18 protein-coding genes are annotated in these 15,225 nt (G+C 39.6%); 14 read left to right on the top strand and 4 right to left on the bottom strand.

The window, feature by feature from the left end:
* Positions 1–61 precede the first annotated feature (61 nt).
* Positions 62–547 carry a hypothetical protein gene (locus ACQY4U_RS18690; protein WP_428330975.1) on the top strand — a complete coding sequence of 162 codons (486 nt, stop codon included), beginning with the start codon at positions 62–64 and terminating at the stop codon, positions 545–547.
* An 11-nt stretch (positions 548–558) separates the two neighbouring features.
* Here the strand turns inward: ACQY4U_RS18690 and ACQY4U_RS18685 are convergent, their stop codons facing one another.
* A complete protein-coding gene (locus tag ACQY4U_RS18685) occupies positions 559–2,016 on the bottom strand; it encodes an NADP-dependent isocitrate dehydrogenase (RefSeq protein ID WP_428330974.1) in 1,458 nt (485 codons plus the stop codon).
* A gap of 162 nt (positions 2,017–2,178) precedes the next feature.
* On the opposite strand from ACQY4U_RS18685, the gene ACQY4U_RS18680 reads away from it, so the two are divergent.
* From ACQY4U_RS18680 to purE, 3 genes are all read left to right on the top strand, one after another.
* Positions 2,179–2,568 carry a hypothetical protein gene (locus ACQY4U_RS18680; protein ID WP_428330973.1) on the top strand — a complete coding sequence of 130 codons (390 nt, stop codon included), beginning with the start codon at positions 2,179–2,181 and terminating at the stop codon, positions 2,566–2,568.
* 67 nt (positions 2,569–2,635) lie between these two features.
* On the top strand, positions 2,636–3,775 hold the full coding sequence (locus ACQY4U_RS18675) for a 5-(carboxyamino)imidazole ribonucleotide synthase (protein ID WP_428330972.1): 1,140 nt from the start codon (positions 2,636–2,638) through the stop codon (positions 3,773–3,775).
* An 11-nt stretch (positions 3,776–3,786) separates the two neighbouring features.
* Entirely contained in the window at positions 3,787–4,278 is a 492-nt protein-coding gene (gene purE, locus ACQY4U_RS18670; RefSeq protein WP_428330971.1) for a 5-(carboxyamino)imidazole ribonucleotide mutase, read from the top strand.
* Positions 4,279–4,304: 26 nt separating this feature from the next.
* Here the strand turns inward: purE and ACQY4U_RS18665 are convergent, their stop codons facing one another.
* Positions 4,305–4,868 carry a YqgE/AlgH family protein gene (locus tag ACQY4U_RS18665; protein WP_428330970.1) on the bottom strand — a complete coding sequence of 188 codons (564 nt, stop codon included), beginning with the start codon at positions 4,866–4,868 and terminating at the stop codon, positions 4,305–4,307.
* A 112-nt stretch (positions 4,869–4,980) separates the two neighbouring features.
* Here ACQY4U_RS18665 and pdxH point away from each other — a divergent pair, with 112 nt between their 5' ends.
* From pdxH to ACQY4U_RS18645, 4 genes are all read left to right on the top strand, one after another.
* On the top strand, positions 4,981–5,628 hold the full coding sequence (gene pdxH / locus ACQY4U_RS18660) for a pyridoxamine 5'-phosphate oxidase (protein ID WP_428330969.1): 648 nt from the start codon (positions 4,981–4,983) through the stop codon (positions 5,626–5,628).
* A complete protein-coding gene (locus ACQY4U_RS18655; protein ID WP_428330968.1) occupies positions 5,625–6,122 on the top strand; it encodes an NADH-quinone oxidoreductase subunit C in 498 nt (165 codons plus the stop codon). Before pdxH ends, ACQY4U_RS18655 begins: the two co-directional genes overlap by 4 nt.
* A gap of 171 nt (positions 6,123–6,293) precedes the next feature.
* Positions 6,294–7,151, top strand: a complete 858-nt coding sequence (locus ACQY4U_RS18650) for a cupin-like domain-containing protein (RefSeq protein ID WP_428330967.1) — start codon at positions 6,294–6,296, stop codon at positions 7,149–7,151.
* Between the two features lie 269 nt (positions 7,152–7,420).
* A complete protein-coding gene (locus ACQY4U_RS18645) occupies positions 7,421–8,545 on the top strand; it encodes an NADH-quinone oxidoreductase subunit D (protein ID WP_428331760.1) in 1,125 nt (374 codons plus the stop codon).
* A 93-nt stretch (positions 8,546–8,638) separates the two neighbouring features.
* Here ACQY4U_RS18645 and ACQY4U_RS18640 read toward each other — a convergent pair whose 3' ends face one another.
* Positions 8,639–9,790, bottom strand: coding sequence for a S1C family serine protease (locus ACQY4U_RS18640; protein WP_428330966.1), 1,152 nt, complete (start codon positions 9,788–9,790; stop codon positions 8,639–8,641).
* Complete coding sequence (locus tag ACQY4U_RS18635; RefSeq protein ID WP_428330965.1) at positions 9,748–10,317, bottom strand: RNA polymerase sigma factor; 570 nt, start codon at positions 10,315–10,317, stop codon at positions 9,748–9,750. Before ACQY4U_RS18635 ends, ACQY4U_RS18640 begins: the two co-directional genes overlap by 43 nt.
* Positions 10,318–10,541: 224 nt before the next feature.
* Between ACQY4U_RS18635 and ACQY4U_RS18630 the strand changes: the two genes are divergently transcribed.
* From ACQY4U_RS18630 to scpB, 6 genes are all read left to right on the top strand, one after another.
* Positions 10,542–10,802 (top strand): hypothetical protein, encoded by a 261-nt coding sequence (locus ACQY4U_RS18630; protein ID WP_428330964.1) that lies wholly within the window; start codon positions 10,542–10,544, stop codon positions 10,800–10,802.
* A gap of 138 nt (positions 10,803–10,940) precedes the next feature.
* The gene (locus tag ACQY4U_RS18625; RefSeq protein WP_428330963.1) at positions 10,941–11,135 is read left to right on the top strand and encodes a hypothetical protein; all 195 of its coding nucleotides are present in this window, start codon (positions 10,941–10,943) and stop codon (positions 11,133–11,135) included.
* Positions 11,136–11,278: 143 nt separating this feature from the next.
* Positions 11,279–11,503, top strand: coding sequence for a hypothetical protein (locus ACQY4U_RS18620; protein ID WP_428330962.1), 225 nt, complete (start codon positions 11,279–11,281; stop codon positions 11,501–11,503).
* A gap of 175 nt (positions 11,504–11,678) precedes the next feature.
* Positions 11,679–13,184, top strand: a complete 1,506-nt coding sequence (locus ACQY4U_RS18615) for an ATP-binding cassette domain-containing protein (RefSeq protein ID WP_428330961.1) — start codon at positions 11,679–11,681, stop codon at positions 13,182–13,184.
* 154 nt (positions 13,185–13,338) lie between these two features.
* Positions 13,339–14,463 carry a cyclic dehypoxanthinyl futalosine synthase gene (gene mqnC, locus ACQY4U_RS18610; protein ID WP_428330960.1) on the top strand — a complete coding sequence of 375 codons (1,125 nt, stop codon included), beginning with the start codon at positions 13,339–13,341 and terminating at the stop codon, positions 14,461–14,463.
* 97 nt (positions 14,464–14,560) lie between these two features.
* The gene (gene scpB, locus ACQY4U_RS18605; RefSeq protein WP_428330959.1) at positions 14,561–15,121 is read left to right on the top strand and encodes an SMC-Scp complex subunit ScpB; all 561 of its coding nucleotides are present in this window, start codon (positions 14,561–14,563) and stop codon (positions 15,119–15,121) included.
* Positions 15,122–15,225: the final 104 nt, after the last annotated feature.

Here is a 15,225-nt window from a genome sequence, read left to right as displayed (position 1 = left end):
TACTACCTGCATTTAATGCTATTTTTTTTACATTTGAAACGCTTACACATCATACTACCAAATGGCGAAGCCTGTAATCGATAAAAAAAATAAAACTTTTATACTTATTTTGCTTGCATGGCTGCTTACCGGCACGCTTGATGCAATTGCCGCTATGCTGTGGAACTATAAAACTAATGCCGCCATCATTTTTGATTTTATAGCAAGCGGTTACTTTGGCAAGGCAGCCTTTGCCGGGGGCACAAAAATGGTTTTATGGGGTTTGTTTTTTCATTACGTAATAGCCTATGTATTTACCGTAGCGTTTTATCTCGCTTACCCGTTTTTCAAAACTAACTTCCGCAATAAATACCTTATCGGGGTTGAGTATGGCCTTATCACTTGGTTTGTTATGAACCTGATAGTAATCCCATTAAGTAAAATCGGGCTTAAACAATTTCATGTATTGCCTACCGTTATTGGCATTGCTATACTTATTGTATGCATAGGAATGCCTGTCGCACTCATCGCGGACAGGCATTATATGAATAGGAAACTTAATAAATAAGATATTTTTAATTACTGGCCTTGTGCCAGTGTATAACCTATCTTATCACCAAACTTCATTAAAAACTCAACTGAACAAATTTTTGCGTCTTCAGAAAAAGCAGCGGCTATATGCAGTAACTCTTTCTGGGTAACAACGGTTCCGGGTTTCTTTTCAAAACGTACACGGTACTCGTTAACCAGTTCGGTATAAATTGAACCTGTAGGCCAAACTTGTGTACCACGGTTGGAGATCATTACCACCTCAAAATTATCGGTTAGCCTTTTCTTAGCTAATTCGGCTAATTCAGCAGGCTGCAAGTCGCCGGCCTCAACAAAAACATCAACCCCAACCATTTCTTCCTTTATGCCTTTGGTTACGGTTAGCTTGTTTTTATCAAGATGCTTGGCTGTTGCTTTAATCTCTTGGTTTGGTTGCGAAATAACAAAGTCTTTTGATGGCGCTTTACCCAAATTGGCAATTATTGCATCAGCAAAACCATTGGTATTAACTGCGGCGGTTGATTTATCGCCAAAGTCGCCGGTATGGGTGCCATGCTCTAAAGTATATAACAAAGCATTTTCAATAGCAGCCGCGTTTTCGGTAAAGCCCATATAACGCAGCATAAGGATGCCTGATAGCAAAAGTGCTGTAGGGTTAGCAATACCTTTACCAGTAATGTCAGGCGCAGTACCATGTACGGCCTCAAAAATGGAAATATTATCGCCAATGTTTGCTGATGGTGCAAAACCAAGACCACCCACTAAACCGGCACAAAGATCAGATACAATATCGCCCTGTAAATTGGTTAACACTATTGCCTGGAAATTTTGCGGCTGGGTAACCAGTTTCATACAAAGGTCATCAACAATAATATCTGATGATTGAATGTCCGGGTACTCTTTTGCTATCTCCTGGAAGGTTTCAAGAAACAAACCATCGGTCAGCTTCATAATGTTAGCCTTGTGCGCACAGGCTAATTTTGTGTAGCCTTTTCGCCTTGCCATTTCAAAAGCATAACGGATAACCTGGGCCGAGCCCGGGCGTGTTATAATACGGCGGCCTACAGCAACATCATAAGTTAATAAGTGTTCAATGCCACCATAAGTATCTTCAATATTTTCGCGAATGATAGTTAGGTTAATTGGGATACCCGCTTTTGAAAAAACAGTTTCAACACCATTTAATGAGCGGAAATCGCGCTGGTTTGCATAAGTGTTCCAAACTTTACGGGCGGTAACATTTATACTTTTAACGCCTTTGCCTTTAGGCGTTTCCATTGGCCCTTTAAAAAGCAGACCAAGATTTTCAATAGTTTCTTTAGCTTTCGCTGTCATCCCGGTTGAATGACCGGCATCAAAATAAGATTTCCCCATTTCAACAAATTCATATTCAAGCGGAACATGATTTGCTTCAAAAATCCGGAGAACGGCCTGCATTATTTCAGGACCTATTCCATCGCCATTGGCTACGGCTATTTTAGTTTTCATTTTAAAGAACTTTTCGTAAATAAGGCGCAAAGGTAGGCTTTTTACAGGTAATTTCACTTTGCATGCCCACAGTATCATGCAATTTGTGACATTGCATCCAGACAAATTTTGAACCCTTAAGCTTAAACCTGCTTTTGTTTTACTTAATTTTGCAACCTCATCATGAATACACTTACTAAAAATCTTTTTAAAACATTTATCACCTCAATAGTAGTGTCAATTGCGGTTAATTGTATTTATTATGCATACTCACAAAGGGGCACGCATTATGATTATGCCCAGGTTGCTAATTTAATTGTATCGGGTGCGCTGCTGCTCAATGTCATTTTGTTCATTATGTCGGCCTCCTCATTGTTTTTGGCAAATACCACCTTGTGGAACAATATAAGCACCCGCCTCATCCTTTATTTTGCCGGGCCCATTGTGTTTATAGCAACAACATTTTTTTTGAAATTAAGACCCGGCGACGGCATATTTTATTTTTCAACAGGTACCATATTCCTGTTAATTCACGCTGTTTTTTATGTTAAACTGGTAAAAAAGAGTAAGTAAACTGTTATTCTTGTATTACTATGATTTAGGCTTTTTGAAAGATTTAGGCTAAACTTGCATTATTATAATGAAAGCATTCTACGGAGATTTAAAATTAGGAATTTTAGGCGGCGGCCAGTTGGGCCGTATGCTGATACAGCAGGCTATTAATTACAATGTAACGGTAAAGATCCTGGATCCGGATCGTGAAGCCCCTTGCCGTAAACTATGTGACGAATTTGTTGTAGGCTCATTAAGCGATTACGAAACCGTTTACAATTTTGGCAAAAAGGTGGATATGATAACTATTGAAATTGAAAAGGTTAACGTAGATGCACTGGAACAGTTAGAAAAAGAAGGAGTTTTAGTTTATCCGCAGCCACGCATTATCAGGCTGATACAGGATAAGGGCCTGCAAAAGCAATTTTTTAAAGAAAATAATATCCCCACTGCCGAATTCCAGGTAATATCATCGGCACAGCAATTAAAGCAAAGTCATATTCCTTTTCCTTATATTCAAAAACTACGCAGGGATGGTTACGATGGCAAAGGTGTTTATAAAGTTCTGAATGAATCATACCTGGCTAAAGCCTTTACCGAACCCAGCCTGATTGAACGCTGGATTGATTTTGAAAAAGAAATAGGAATTATAGTTGCCCGTAATGAAAACGGCGAGGTAAAAACCTTCCCTTTGGTTGAGATGGAATTTAATCCTGAAGCCAACTTAGTGGAATTTTTAATATCTCCCTCAACCCTACCATTTGAAATTCAGCAGGACGCTGCCCAAATAGCCGTTAAAATAGCAGAAGACCTTAACATTGTAGGTTTATTGGCTGTTGAAATGTTTTTAGATAAGCATGGCAAAATACTGGTTAATGAGCTGGCGCCACGTCCGCATAACAGTGGGCACCAATCTATCGAGGGTAATGTGGTTTCGCAGTTTGAACAGCATTTAAGGGCCATATTTAACCAGCCCTTGGGCGATACTGCCTGCTTAAACAATGCCATAATGGTAAATATTTTAGGCGAAGCCGGATACGAGGGCCCGGCTATTTACAAAGGGATTGAGAAGGTATTAAAATGCCCCGGTGTTTACGTACATTTATATGGCAAGGCTTTAACCAAGCCCTTCCGTAAAATGGGGCATGTTACTATTGTTGATGCCGACCGTGAAAAAGCCATAGAAAAAGCACGCTTTGTGCAGCAAACTTTAAAAGTAATCAGTTAATAAATTAAATAATGAGCCAACCAAAAATCGGCATTATAATGGGCAGCAAATCAGATCTGCATATTATGCAGGATGCTGCCGACGTTTTAAAAGAATTAGGTGTTGCTTACGAGATCACGGTAGTATCAGCCCACCGCACTCCCGACCGTATGTTCACTTACGCACGCGAAGCAGCTGGCCGTGGCTTAAAAGTTATTATTGCCGGTGCTGGCGGTGCAGCGCATTTACCTGGTATGGTGGCTTCATTAACTCATTTGCCTGTAATTGGTGTTCCGGTAAAGTCAAGTAATTCAATTGACGGCTGGGATTCAATACTTTCTATTTTACAGATGCCTAATGGCATCCCGGTTGCTACTGTAGCTTTAAATGCAGCTAAAAATGCAGGTATCCTTGCAGCCCAAATACTATCAACTGCCGATGAGCAGATAGTTAAAAACCTAATAACTTATAAAGAAGAGCTAAAGAAAAAGGTGGAAGAGTCGGCTTTGGAAATGGAAAAATAGTTTAACTTTTTGTGATTAGTGCAGCATTAATTTAACGATGGATTCTCCGGAAAGTTAGCGATGTGTGCGTAACGCTGCCCCAATCCTATTACCACTTCTTTCCATAAATTTTCTTCGTTTTGCGAGAAAATAGTACTTATGCTCAACTTATCGGCCACTATCCAGCTATCCTCGTTTATTTCATCATCTAACTGCTTGGGTGTCCAGCCGGAATAACCTGTAAAAAATCTTATTTCATCGGCATTCAGTTGGTAACTGCTCACCAGTTCTTTCACCATTTCAAAATCACCACCCCAAAATATACCCTCGCCTATTTCAATACCATCATCAATTTTGTGCGGGCAGCAATGAATAAAGTGTAATGTATTGGGAGCTACAGGGCCGCCAATAAAAACCGGAATCTCGGAGTAGGATACATCGGGTAAAATATCGCCCAATAAAAACTCGCTTGCATGGTTTAATATAAAACCCATAGCGCCACCTTCAGCGTATTCTGTTAACAAAATCACTGCTCTTTTAAAGTTCGGATCCATCATAAATGGCTCCGATATTAACAAGCGCCCTGCGGCTGCCGAAATGGAACTAAGCATATAAGTTAATTTGGTTGCTCAATATAACAAGTATTACAAAAATATGTTCAGTTTTCTGAATTTGAAATACAATAGTATATGTACGGGATAATTAATTAGTAAGTTTGCAGTGATGAACCAGGACGAATTAGAAAACGAGCGGAAAGACTACACCGCAGCAACCTTAACTGAAAACAGTACCAAAGCCGACCCAATGAAACAATTTGAGGTGTGGTTTGACGAGGCACAGGAAGCAAAAGTTCCAGAACGCAGCGCCATGACCCTGGCAACAGCCACAACTGATGGCCGCCCCTCGGCACGTATTGTTTTGCTGAAAGGTGTGCATGATACAGGTTTTGTTTTTTATACCAATTATTTGAGCCGTAAAGGAAAAGAGATCACCAAAAATCCAATTGGTGCCTTAACTTTTTTTTGGCCAAGTATGGAAAGACAGGTACGCATTGAAGGCACGCTCGAAAAAATAACCAAGGAGCAATCTGAAAAGTATTTTCATTCGCGCCCAAAAAACAGCCAGATAGGTGCTGTTGTTTCCCCGCAAAGCCAGGAAATTGACAGCCGTGATCTTTTAGAAAAAAAATGGAACGAGCTATCGGCCGAATACGAAAATAAAGAAGTACCAAAACCGTCTTTTTGGGGTGGTTATATTTTAAAGCCCCGCCTGATAGAATTTTGGCAAGGCCGCCCAAGCCGTTTGCACGACCGTATTGTTTATAAAAAGATTGACAATAAGACCTGGAAAAAAACGCGTTTAGCCCCATGATTTTTGAGGATGTTAAATTATTGCTGATTGACAAATTTGGCCCGGAAATAATTGTTGGTGAAGAAACAACCGGGCTGCAGCCAGCTTTGCTTATTGAGGCCGATCGCATTGTAGCGGTTTGTCTTGAACTGCGTAACAATCCTGAAACTTATTTTGATTTCCTATCCAGCATAACCGGTGTTGATTACGGCACCGAAAATAATCGTTTTGGCGTAGTTTATCACCTGGCATCCATCCCTTATAAAACCCAGCTTACGCTAAAAACAAGTGTACAGAACAATGGCGATCCGGATGATCTGCCCACCTTCCCCAGCTTAACAGCTGTTTACCGCACTGCTGACTGGCACGAACGCGAAACTTATGATCTGTTAGGAATATTTTTTGAAGGCCACCCTGATCTGCGCCGCATTTTACTGCCCGATGATTGGGAAGGTTTCCCCCTGCGCAAGGGTTATAAAAATGCTGAATATTACAAAGGCATCAAAATAGACTAAGCCCCGCTCACTCGCCCAAAGGATTTACATCTTTACTGTTTTGTTATTAAGGGATTCTGCTATTGTAACAGCTAAACCTTTTGCACCTTAATTTCGTAATAATCCAATCTATTGGCTATTCAATATATTGAAACTATTCACCTAAACATAAATAAAACGTAATTTAAGATCATGGATATTATAAGAAGGGATAATATTTCTTACGAAGAGTTCATTGAAGAACATTACAAACCGGGTATTCCATTGGTATTTACAAAGGCTGCAAAAGTTTGGAAAGCTAACGGACTTTTTACGCCCGATTGGTTTAGGGAAAACTACCCTGAGCGTGTTACCGATTGCCGTGGGAAAAACTATAACATGAAAGAAATTATGGATATGGTAGAAGCCAGTACCGAAGAGAAACCGGCACCATATCCTTTTATATTTGATATACCAGAAACTTTACCGGAGCTGATGCCCCTTTTAGACCCGCTTGATCTTAATTATGCTTCGCCAAACTGGCTAAAAAATAAAATGTTCCAGTCGCTTGGTAAATGGGGCGGCGCTACCGAATTGTTTATCGGTGGCCCAGGAGGTAAATTCCCGTACCTGCACCTTGATTATTATCACTTAAATGCTTGGATAACGCAGTTATACGGCGAAAAACAATTCACCGTTTTTCCGCGCGGGCAGGAAGAAATGCTTTACCCACGCCCTGATGATCCATGGCGTTCGGAACTGAATATTTTTGAGCCTGATTATGAAAAGCATCCTAAATATAAGGATGCCACCCCTATAAATTTTGTAGTAGGCCCCGGCGAAACTTTATTTATTCCGTTTGGTACATGGCATACCGCTTACTCCCTTACCCCTACTATCTCGGTTGCATTTGATACGCTGAACAGCAAAAATCATAAAGAGTTTATGAAAGATGTATGGACGTTTAAAAGCCGCCAGGGTAAAGCAAAAGCCATAGCAATGTACAGCTATGCCTGGTTAGCCACACAAAGCAGTAAAATAAGCGAAAGCTTTAAACCAAAGGTGATGTAATAATCTCTGGTTAAATATCCTACAAAAAGCCTGTGGTTCTGTTACCACGGGCTTTTTTGCTTATAAGGGATTTTGTCTATCTTTTATTATGATAATCTTAGCTGTTTAAACCGGAAATGAATAAATTTGAAGGCGATCTTTAAATTCAAAATAATCCGGGATAAATAACCGGGTTCAGCAATAATAAAAAATTGAACAGCTCCAACCCTAAATATAATACCGCTTTAAACAACTATTACCAAAAAATAGCCACCGCCGCTACAGAGGATATGGTGCTGAATATGGGGCCGCAGCATCCATCAACGCACGGCGTACTAAGGCTGGAGTTAATTACCGATGGCGAAATAGTTAAAGAGGTTATACCGCATATCGGCTACCTGCACCGTTGTTTTGAAAAACATGCCGAATCATTAACCTATCAGCAAACTATCCCTTTTACCGACAGGCTCGACTATTTAGCTTCTATGAATAATAGCCACGCCTTTGTTATGGGTGTTGAGCGGATGTTAGGGATTGATAAAGATATTCCCAAACGCATTGAATACATCAGGGTGTTGGTCTGTGAGCTTAACCGGATAGCATCGCACCTGATAGCTATTGGTACTTACGGTATTGATATTGGCGCTTTCACCCCGTTTTTATGGTGCTTTAGGGATAGGGAACATATTATGGGCATGCTGGAGTGGGCTTCGGGCTCGCGAATGCTGTATAATTATATCTGGGTGGGCGGCTTATTTTACGATCTGCCGGTTGGCTTTGAAGAACGCTGCCGCGAGTTTGTGGATTACTTTAAACCTAAAATGGTTGAGCTTAATCAACTATTAACAGATAACCAGGTATTTATTAACCGTACCGCAAATATTGGCGTGCTACCATTGGATGTGGCCATTAATTACGGCTGCTCGGGCCCTATGCTGCGCGGATCAGGCTTAATGTGGGATTTAAGGCGGATTGATAATTACTCCGTTTACCCCGAACTTGAATTTGATATACCTGTTGGCAAAGGCGAAATGGGCACCATAGGCGATTGCTGGGACCGTTACAAAGTACGCGTTGATGAGATAGAGCAATCCGTAAAAATGATTGAGCAGTGTTTAGACAGGCTGCAGAAAGAATTAAAACGCACCCCCGAATTTGACCCACGCGCAAAAATGCCGCGCAAAACCATACCTAAGGCGCAGGATTATTACATAAGATGCGAAGGCGCTAAAGGCGAGCTTGGCTTTTATTTTATGGCCGATGGTAAATCTGAGATCCCCACAAGGGTAAAGGCACGTGCCCCAAGCTTTAATAACCTGTCTGTATTGCCCGAACTTGCAAAGGGAGTAATGATAGCCGACCTGATAGCAATTGTTGGCTCTATAGACTTTGTATTGGGCGAGGTTGACAGATAAACTTCATTTACCCCTTATCCATATCCTTTAAAACAAAAAAGCGCTCCGGTAATACCGGAACGCCTACACATATATATGTGTTTTTTGGGATCTTTATTGCTTGTAAACCCGTATCATAAAAACATAGTTCTGCATTTTCTTGATCTGCTGTACGCGGTTCAAGCCTGCCAATACGTTTTTTGAGTTTATATTCAATGGTTTCTTTAGTGAGTCGGCAGGGATAGCCTGTATAGCCTTCAGCAAATAGCTTGATTTAACCGCAAAGCCTGCGCCTTCCATGTGGGTTTGTTTGGCATCAATAACACCAATCAGGTTTCCCTTACTATCTAATAAAGGGCCGCCGCTGTTACCCGGGTTAACAGGTATTGAAACCTGGTAAGCAATGGTATCGCCCTGGTAGCCTGTATTGGCTGTTAAAAAGCCCGGGCCTAAAACCATCGCATCACGCGGATAGCCAATGGTAAATACATTTTCGCCAATATCTGTTTCTGCTTTCTTAAAGGCATAAGGTATGGCACCCAATGTTTTAAAAGCAGGATCATTAATTACCAAAACAGCAATATCAGTTTGTGGTTCTGAATACACCAGTTTGGCTTTGTATGATTTTCCATCGGTGCTTTGCACATAAACAGAATCAGCCCCGTTAATTACATGGTTATCAGTAATAATATACCCGTTTGAAGATATGGCAAAACCAGTACCCCTGAAATTACCAGGGTTAACAATATTTGCATGTACCGGGTTAAGGTTATTTACCTTATTATTTAACTCGTTGGTTTTTTTACTTATCTTATTGATCTCGCCACGCAGCTTAATGTAATTAACCTCCCTGTTGTTAAGGTACCCGGTAAAAAATAAGGTACATAAAACAGCAAATATGGCTATTGAAGCCGCTACCGATATTTTTGAATGATGATTGCGCCATAACCTTACAATAAACGGAGGGTTTATCATTAGTTCTTCTTCTAAGGCATGCACATCAATTTCATCGTGTATGGCATTTAAGCGTCTTTCTAATTCAAGGCGCTCACCGTATTGTTTTATCAGGTTGGTAAAATGCTTGTGCTCAGTTACCTTTCTGTTAATATCCGTATTTTCGCTACGCATAACTTCAAAACGTGCACGTTCGTCCTTGGTCATCTCACCACTTAGGTAACGTTCAATTTCTTCTGCTAACTGATTTTCGCTCATCGCTATACTCCTTATTTTTGCTGAAAAAACAATTTTTTCAGCCTTTGCAGACATTTGTATTTTTGGGTCTTGGCATTATCTGCGTTGGTGTACCCAAAAGTTTCACAGATCTCCTGCATTGATCTGTTATTGATATAAAAATCTTCAATAATGGTTTTACAAGGCTCGCCCAATAACTTAAGTGCACTTCCCATTTTATTGAACTGGATGTCGCGCTCGTTATTTTTTTCGGTTTCGTCATCAACAGTTAAATACTCCTGGAAATCTTTAATATCTCCGCCATACCGGTTCATTTGTGTAAGCCTTTTAAGCCAAAGCCTGCGGCAAATTGAATAGATATAGGTTTTAAGTTTACTGCTTAACTCAAAGTCGCCTGTTTTAACCTTATTATAAAGAACAATTATGGCTTCCTGATAAATGTCTTTGGCATCATCAGCACTACCATTATTATTAATGATCAGTTGTAATATCATCGGAAAATAAGCAACATACAGCCGCTTCATAACACTTTCCGAATTGTTTAGGATACCTAAGATAACTTCACTATCTGTTGGTATACCGCTATTTAAGTCTTTACTCACTACTTAATACTATTTATGCGAAATTGTAACCCATTATTGGTAAAAAAAAATTAAAACCGAAATAATTTCAAATAAGCTGGTTTTAAACCATTTAACAGTAGGCTAACATATTTCTATTTACTATAAATTAAAACACTGCAACTTATTTAATATTTACGATAAAAGCGATAATAAAACCATCTGCCTAAAAATTTGTTAAAGAGCAACACTTAAAACAAAACAATATGAAAAACTTATTTAAGCTTCCGTGCATAGCGCTTGTACTTTCGCTATCGGTTATGGCTTGTACGGGAAAAAAGGCCTCAGGTTCGGCCGATTCTGCAAAAGTTGATTCATCCTCATCTTTTAAAAGCAGCAAGGACACTACTGTAAAGGTTGACACTACCAAACCGGCAACCGATACCTCAAAAATGAAAACCGATACCGTTAGCAAAGTAGTTAAAAGTACCGAAGTTAAAAAAACAGAGGTAAAGAAAAAGAACTAAGCAGCTAAGGAATTTTCACTTTATCCATCACAAATTCTACAAAAACTATAGAATTTATATTTTTTTTAAAATTGATGGGTTACCTTTTTAATATTTGAGTATTAATCTTCAAACACTCACATTTAAAAATATCCAAAGATGAAAAATTCATTCAAAATGGGCGCTTTAGCCTTAGTTATCGCTGTTTCTTTTGCAGCTTGTAAAGGTAAAGGTTCTTCTACAACTGATTCAGTAAAAACTGATTCAACTGTTGTTGTAAAGAAAGATTCAACCGTTAAAATTGATTCAGCTAAAACTGACACCACTAAAAAAGACACTACTAAGAAGAAATAATTTCGCTTAGTTTTTTCTGTTAATTTTTTAGTTTTTAAACTGTCAAAAGGTGACTTGTAATTTTTATTTAAAAATTATGGGTTACCTTTTGTTTTTTGAGGTATTAATAGGCAAACTATTTAATCACTTTAAAAAAAATTAACATGAAAAATTCTTTCAAAATGGGCGCTTTAGCCTTAGTTATCGCTGTTTCTTTTGCAGCTTGTAAAGGTAAAGGTGCTGCTGGTGCAGATTCAACCAAAATGGATTCAGCTAAAATGGACTCAGCTAAAATGACTGATACAGCTAAAAAAATGATGGATACAGCTAAAAAAATGACTGACACAGCTAAAAAAATGACTGCTGATACAGCTAAGAAAAAAATGTAATCTCATTTTTTTTATAAACAAAAACGCTCGCGATAATTATCGGGAGCGTTTTTGTTTTATATCCTCTCCTTCTGCTTATTGCTTCATCCCCTCTGCCACTCTTAGCAATTGTTAATTGAAATTTATTTAGGCTGATACAAATAGATAATTAAATTTACCGGGCAATCAGGAAGCAATGTCTACATCTATATTTTCAATAAACAACGCCACCGTTAGGTTTTTAAACAATAAACTTTTTAGTAATTTAAATTTCAGCGTTGATAAAGGGCAGCATTGGGCACTTATTGGTAAAAGCGGCTCAGGAAAAAGTGCGTTGCTGCAAACCATTGCCGGTCGGTTTAACATTACCGGCGGAGATATTCAATATTCTTTTTTTGATGAATTTATTAATGAGGCCGAAACAGCCACCAGCTATTTAACCCACCATAAACTGATTGCTTTAGTTGAACCACGGCACCATTTTAAAAATCTGTCAAACACCACCGATCTGTATTATCAGCAACGCTATAACTCGTCCGATTCGGAAGATGCATTAACTGTTGAACAATATTTAAATACTATAACGCCCCTATCAAAAACCAATATCTATTGGACATTTGAAAGAACGGTTACCCTGTTAAGATTAACCGAACTGATCAGCAAGCAGATCATCAAACTATCAAACGGCGAAACAAAACGCTTAATGATAGCAGCTGCGCTGTTAAAGAACCCTGCTTTGCTCCTGCTCGATAACCCTTTAACCGGGCTTGATGTAGAAACGCGCAAACAATTCAATTTAATAATTACCGATATTATTGAATCGGGCATTACGGTGATTGTAGCCACATCACCCTACGAGATCCCTGACGCCATAACTCATATTGCAGCATTACAAAATGGCGCCATTGCCCAAACAATAGCCAAAGACCAGTTTGACCCTCAACTTTACATGAGCAATGATAAAGATGAGATTGATAATAATGAACTGATAGCCCTGTTAAACACGAATGCCAGCAAAATTGCTTATCAAAACATTGTTAAAATGAACAATGTGCACATAAAATATGGCGATAAGGTAATTTTAAATAATGTAAACTGGCAAATTGATACTTGCGACAGGTGGGCATTATTAGGTCCTAACGGTGCCGGAAAATCAACTTTACTAAGCCTTATCAATGGTGATAACCCGCAGGCTTATGCCAATGATATTATTTTGTTTGATAAAAAGCGGGGCACGGGCGAAAGCATCTGGGATATAAAAAGCAAGATCGGCTTTGTATCTCCCGAATTGCATCAATATTTCCCTACCGATAATAGTTGTTTACAGGTAATTGAATCAGGTTATTATGATACGCTTGGCCTCTTCAGGCCATCAATAAAGACCAGAGCCGATACCGCTTTACGCTGGATGAAAGCTTTGGAAATTGATAAATATGCTTGCGTATTACTAAAAAATGTGCCGGCAAGTGCGCAACGGCTTTGCCTTATGGCACGTGCCCTTATCAAAAATCCGGCACTTTTAATATTTGATGAACCCTGCCAGGGGCTCGACGATCATCAGCAGCAGCATTTTAAAAACTTAGTGGATACCATTTGCAGGCTAAGCAATGTTACCCTTATTTACGTAACACATTACCAGCACGAGATACCAGAAAGCGTAACAAAGGTTTTAAAGCTGGATAAAGGCGAGGTTGTAAATTAATCAAAGCTTCAGTAGAGGCACAATAATTTGTGTCTCGAGTATGCTTAAGACACAATGCATGGTGTTTTTACCAAGATATTTTGCACCCTATACATTTAATTGTCAATTATCGCATTGCATTTAAAATCAATCCACCTACTTCGTATATTTGTGCATGAACACAGCCGATCTGTTGCAACGCGCTTTGCGGTTTGATTTTTTAACTCAGGAAGAAGGAGTTTATCTTTATCATAACGCCTCCACTGCCGACCTGATGTACACAGCCAACGAGCTGCGTAAAATACAGGTGCCGCATGGCAAAGTTACCTGGCAAATTGACCGTAATGTAAATACAACCAACGTTTGCATAGCCAATTGCAAGTTCTGTAACTTTTTCCGTCGCCCGGGACACGAGGACAGTTATATCACGGATATAGAAACCTACAAGCAAAAAATAGAGGAAACCTTCCGTTACGGCGGCGATCAGCTATTGTTGCAGGGCGGTCATCACCCTGATTTGGGCTTAAAGTTTTATGCAGATACTTTCAGGCAGTTAAAAGAACTATATCCAACATTAAAACTACACTCATTAGGTCCGCCCGAGATTGCGCACGTAGCCAAGTTAGAGGGTATGAGCCATATAGATGTGCTAAGGGAACTTAAAGCCGCAGGCCTTGATTCATTACCAGGTGCCGGTGCAGAAATACTGAACGACCGTGTGCGCCGCCTGATAAGTAAAGGCAAATGCGGTGGTAAAGAATGGCTGGATGTGATGCGTGCAGCACACCAGATCAACCTGCCAAGCTCGGCCACTATGATGTTTGGCCATATCGAAACCATCGAAGAGCGTTTTGAGCATTTGGTTTGGATCCGCGAGGTACAATCAGAAAAACCGGAGGGCGCTTATGGCTTTGTTGCCTTTATACCTTGGCCATTTCAGGATGATGGTACTTTATTACGTAAAGTAAGGGGCATTACCAACAACGTTACCGGCGATGAGTATATCCGCATGATAGCCCTGAGCCGTATTATGCTGCCAAACATTAAAAACATACAGGCATCGTGGTTAACCGTTGGTAAACAGGTAGCCCAATTATGTTTACATGCTGGTGCTAATGATTTTGGCTCCATTATGATTGAGGAAAATGTAGTATCAGCAGCAGGTGCACCACACCGTTTTACCGCAAAAGGGATACAGGAATCTATTAAAGAAGCCGGGTTTGAACCGCAGTTACGTACCCAAAAATACGATTGGCGCGATATACCTGCCGCTATTGAAGAGCAGGTGATAAATTATTAAGCCGTATATATTAAAAAGTTTTTTGTCCGGAGATATTTTCCGGATGAAAAGCTTTTTTTACTTTCGGACTTCAGCATCCCGTTCCCCATCGCAATAAATGGAAGATATAGAACAATACATTGAAGCTTTAATATTTGTTTCGGAGCAAAGCATCCGTACAGAAGAGATCATATATTGCCTGCAATCGGCCTTTGAGCAAGATTTTACCGAGGATGAGATAAACCTGCACATCAAAAATATCACCCTTAAATACCAGGATAAGCAATTTGCCATAGAAGTGGTTAAGGTGAGCAACGGCTACCAGTTTTTAACCAAGAAAAACTTTCACCAGGTAATAAGCCTGCTACAGGCCCAACGGTCAAAAAAGAAACTAAGCCAGGCCGCATTAGAAACTTTGGCTATTATAGCTTACAAACAACCCGTAACTAAACAGGAAATTGAGCAGATCCGCGGTGTAAATTGCGATTACTCGGTTCAAAAACTACTCGAAAAAGAGCTGGTTACCATTATCGGAAAATCTGAAAGTTTAGGCAAGCCTACGCTTTATGGCACCAGTGCACTTTTTATGGATTACTTTGGCATAAACAGCATAAACGAACTTCCTCAGATTAAGGAATTTACCGACAATACGGCTACTATAGGCGAACAGGCTGAATAATTTACCCGTGCCAGAAGCGTCCAAAAACAAAAAATATTTTTTTCAAATCTTATTTTTAATGAAAATGATTTTGATTATTTTTACTTAGAAATACAATTAGCAGA

Source organism: Mucilaginibacter sp. (genome assembly GCF_965277465.1).
Taxonomy (GTDB): domain Bacteria; phylum Bacteroidota; class Bacteroidia; order Sphingobacteriales; family Sphingobacteriaceae; genus Mucilaginibacter.
Note: the sequence above shows the minus strand (reverse complement) of the source record. Positions and strands in the feature narration are given on the sequence as shown.

Excerpts from the sequence above, each read along its gene's own strand:
- ACQY4U_RS18650 (WP_428330967.1), top strand. The coding sequence starts at position 6,294 with ATGGATATTATAAGAAGGGATAATATTTCTTACGAAGAGTTCATTGAA.
- ACQY4U_RS18685 (WP_428330974.1), bottom strand. The coding sequence starts at position 2,016 with ATGAAAACTAAAATAGCCGTAGCCAATGGCGATGGAATAGGTCCTGAA.
- ACQY4U_RS18680 (WP_428330973.1), top strand. The coding sequence starts at position 2,179 with ATGAATACACTTACTAAAAATCTTTTTAAAACATTTATCACCTCAATA.
- mqnC (WP_428330960.1), top strand. The coding sequence starts at position 13,339 with ATGAACACAGCCGATCTGTTGCAACGCGCTTTGCGGTTTGATTTTTTA.
- ACQY4U_RS18640 (WP_428330966.1), bottom strand. The coding sequence starts at position 9,790 with ATGTCTGCAAAGGCTGAAAAAATTGTTTTTTCAGCAAAAATAAGGAGT.
- purE (WP_428330971.1), top strand. The coding sequence starts at position 3,787 with ATGAGCCAACCAAAAATCGGCATTATAATGGGCAGCAAATCAGATCTG.
- ACQY4U_RS18630 (WP_428330964.1), top strand. The coding sequence starts at position 10,542 with ATGAAAAACTTATTTAAGCTTCCGTGCATAGCGCTTGTACTTTCGCTA.
- ACQY4U_RS18620 (WP_428330962.1), top strand. The coding sequence starts at position 11,279 with ATGAAAAATTCTTTCAAAATGGGCGCTTTAGCCTTAGTTATCGCTGTT.
- ACQY4U_RS18690 (WP_428330975.1), top strand. The coding sequence starts at position 62 with ATGGCGAAGCCTGTAATCGATAAAAAAAATAAAACTTTTATACTTATT.
- ACQY4U_RS18625 (WP_428330963.1), top strand. The coding sequence starts at position 10,941 with ATGAAAAATTCATTCAAAATGGGCGCTTTAGCCTTAGTTATCGCTGTT.
- ACQY4U_RS18665 (WP_428330970.1), bottom strand. The coding sequence starts at position 4,868 with ATGCTTAGTTCCATTTCGGCAGCCGCAGGGCGCTTGTTAATATCGGAG.
- ACQY4U_RS18675 (WP_428330972.1), top strand. The coding sequence starts at position 2,636 with ATGAAAGCATTCTACGGAGATTTAAAATTAGGAATTTTAGGCGGCGGC.
- ACQY4U_RS18655 (WP_428330968.1), top strand. The coding sequence starts at position 5,625 with ATGATTTTTGAGGATGTTAAATTATTGCTGATTGACAAATTTGGCCCG.
- scpB (WP_428330959.1), top strand. The coding sequence starts at position 14,561 with ATGGAAGATATAGAACAATACATTGAAGCTTTAATATTTGTTTCGGAG.
- pdxH (WP_428330969.1), top strand. The coding sequence starts at position 4,981 with ATGAACCAGGACGAATTAGAAAACGAGCGGAAAGACTACACCGCAGCA.
- ACQY4U_RS18645 (WP_428331760.1), top strand. The coding sequence starts at position 7,421 with ATGGTGCTGAATATGGGGCCGCAGCATCCATCAACGCACGGCGTACTA.
- ACQY4U_RS18615 (WP_428330961.1), top strand. The coding sequence starts at position 11,679 with ATGTCTACATCTATATTTTCAATAAACAACGCCACCGTTAGGTTTTTA.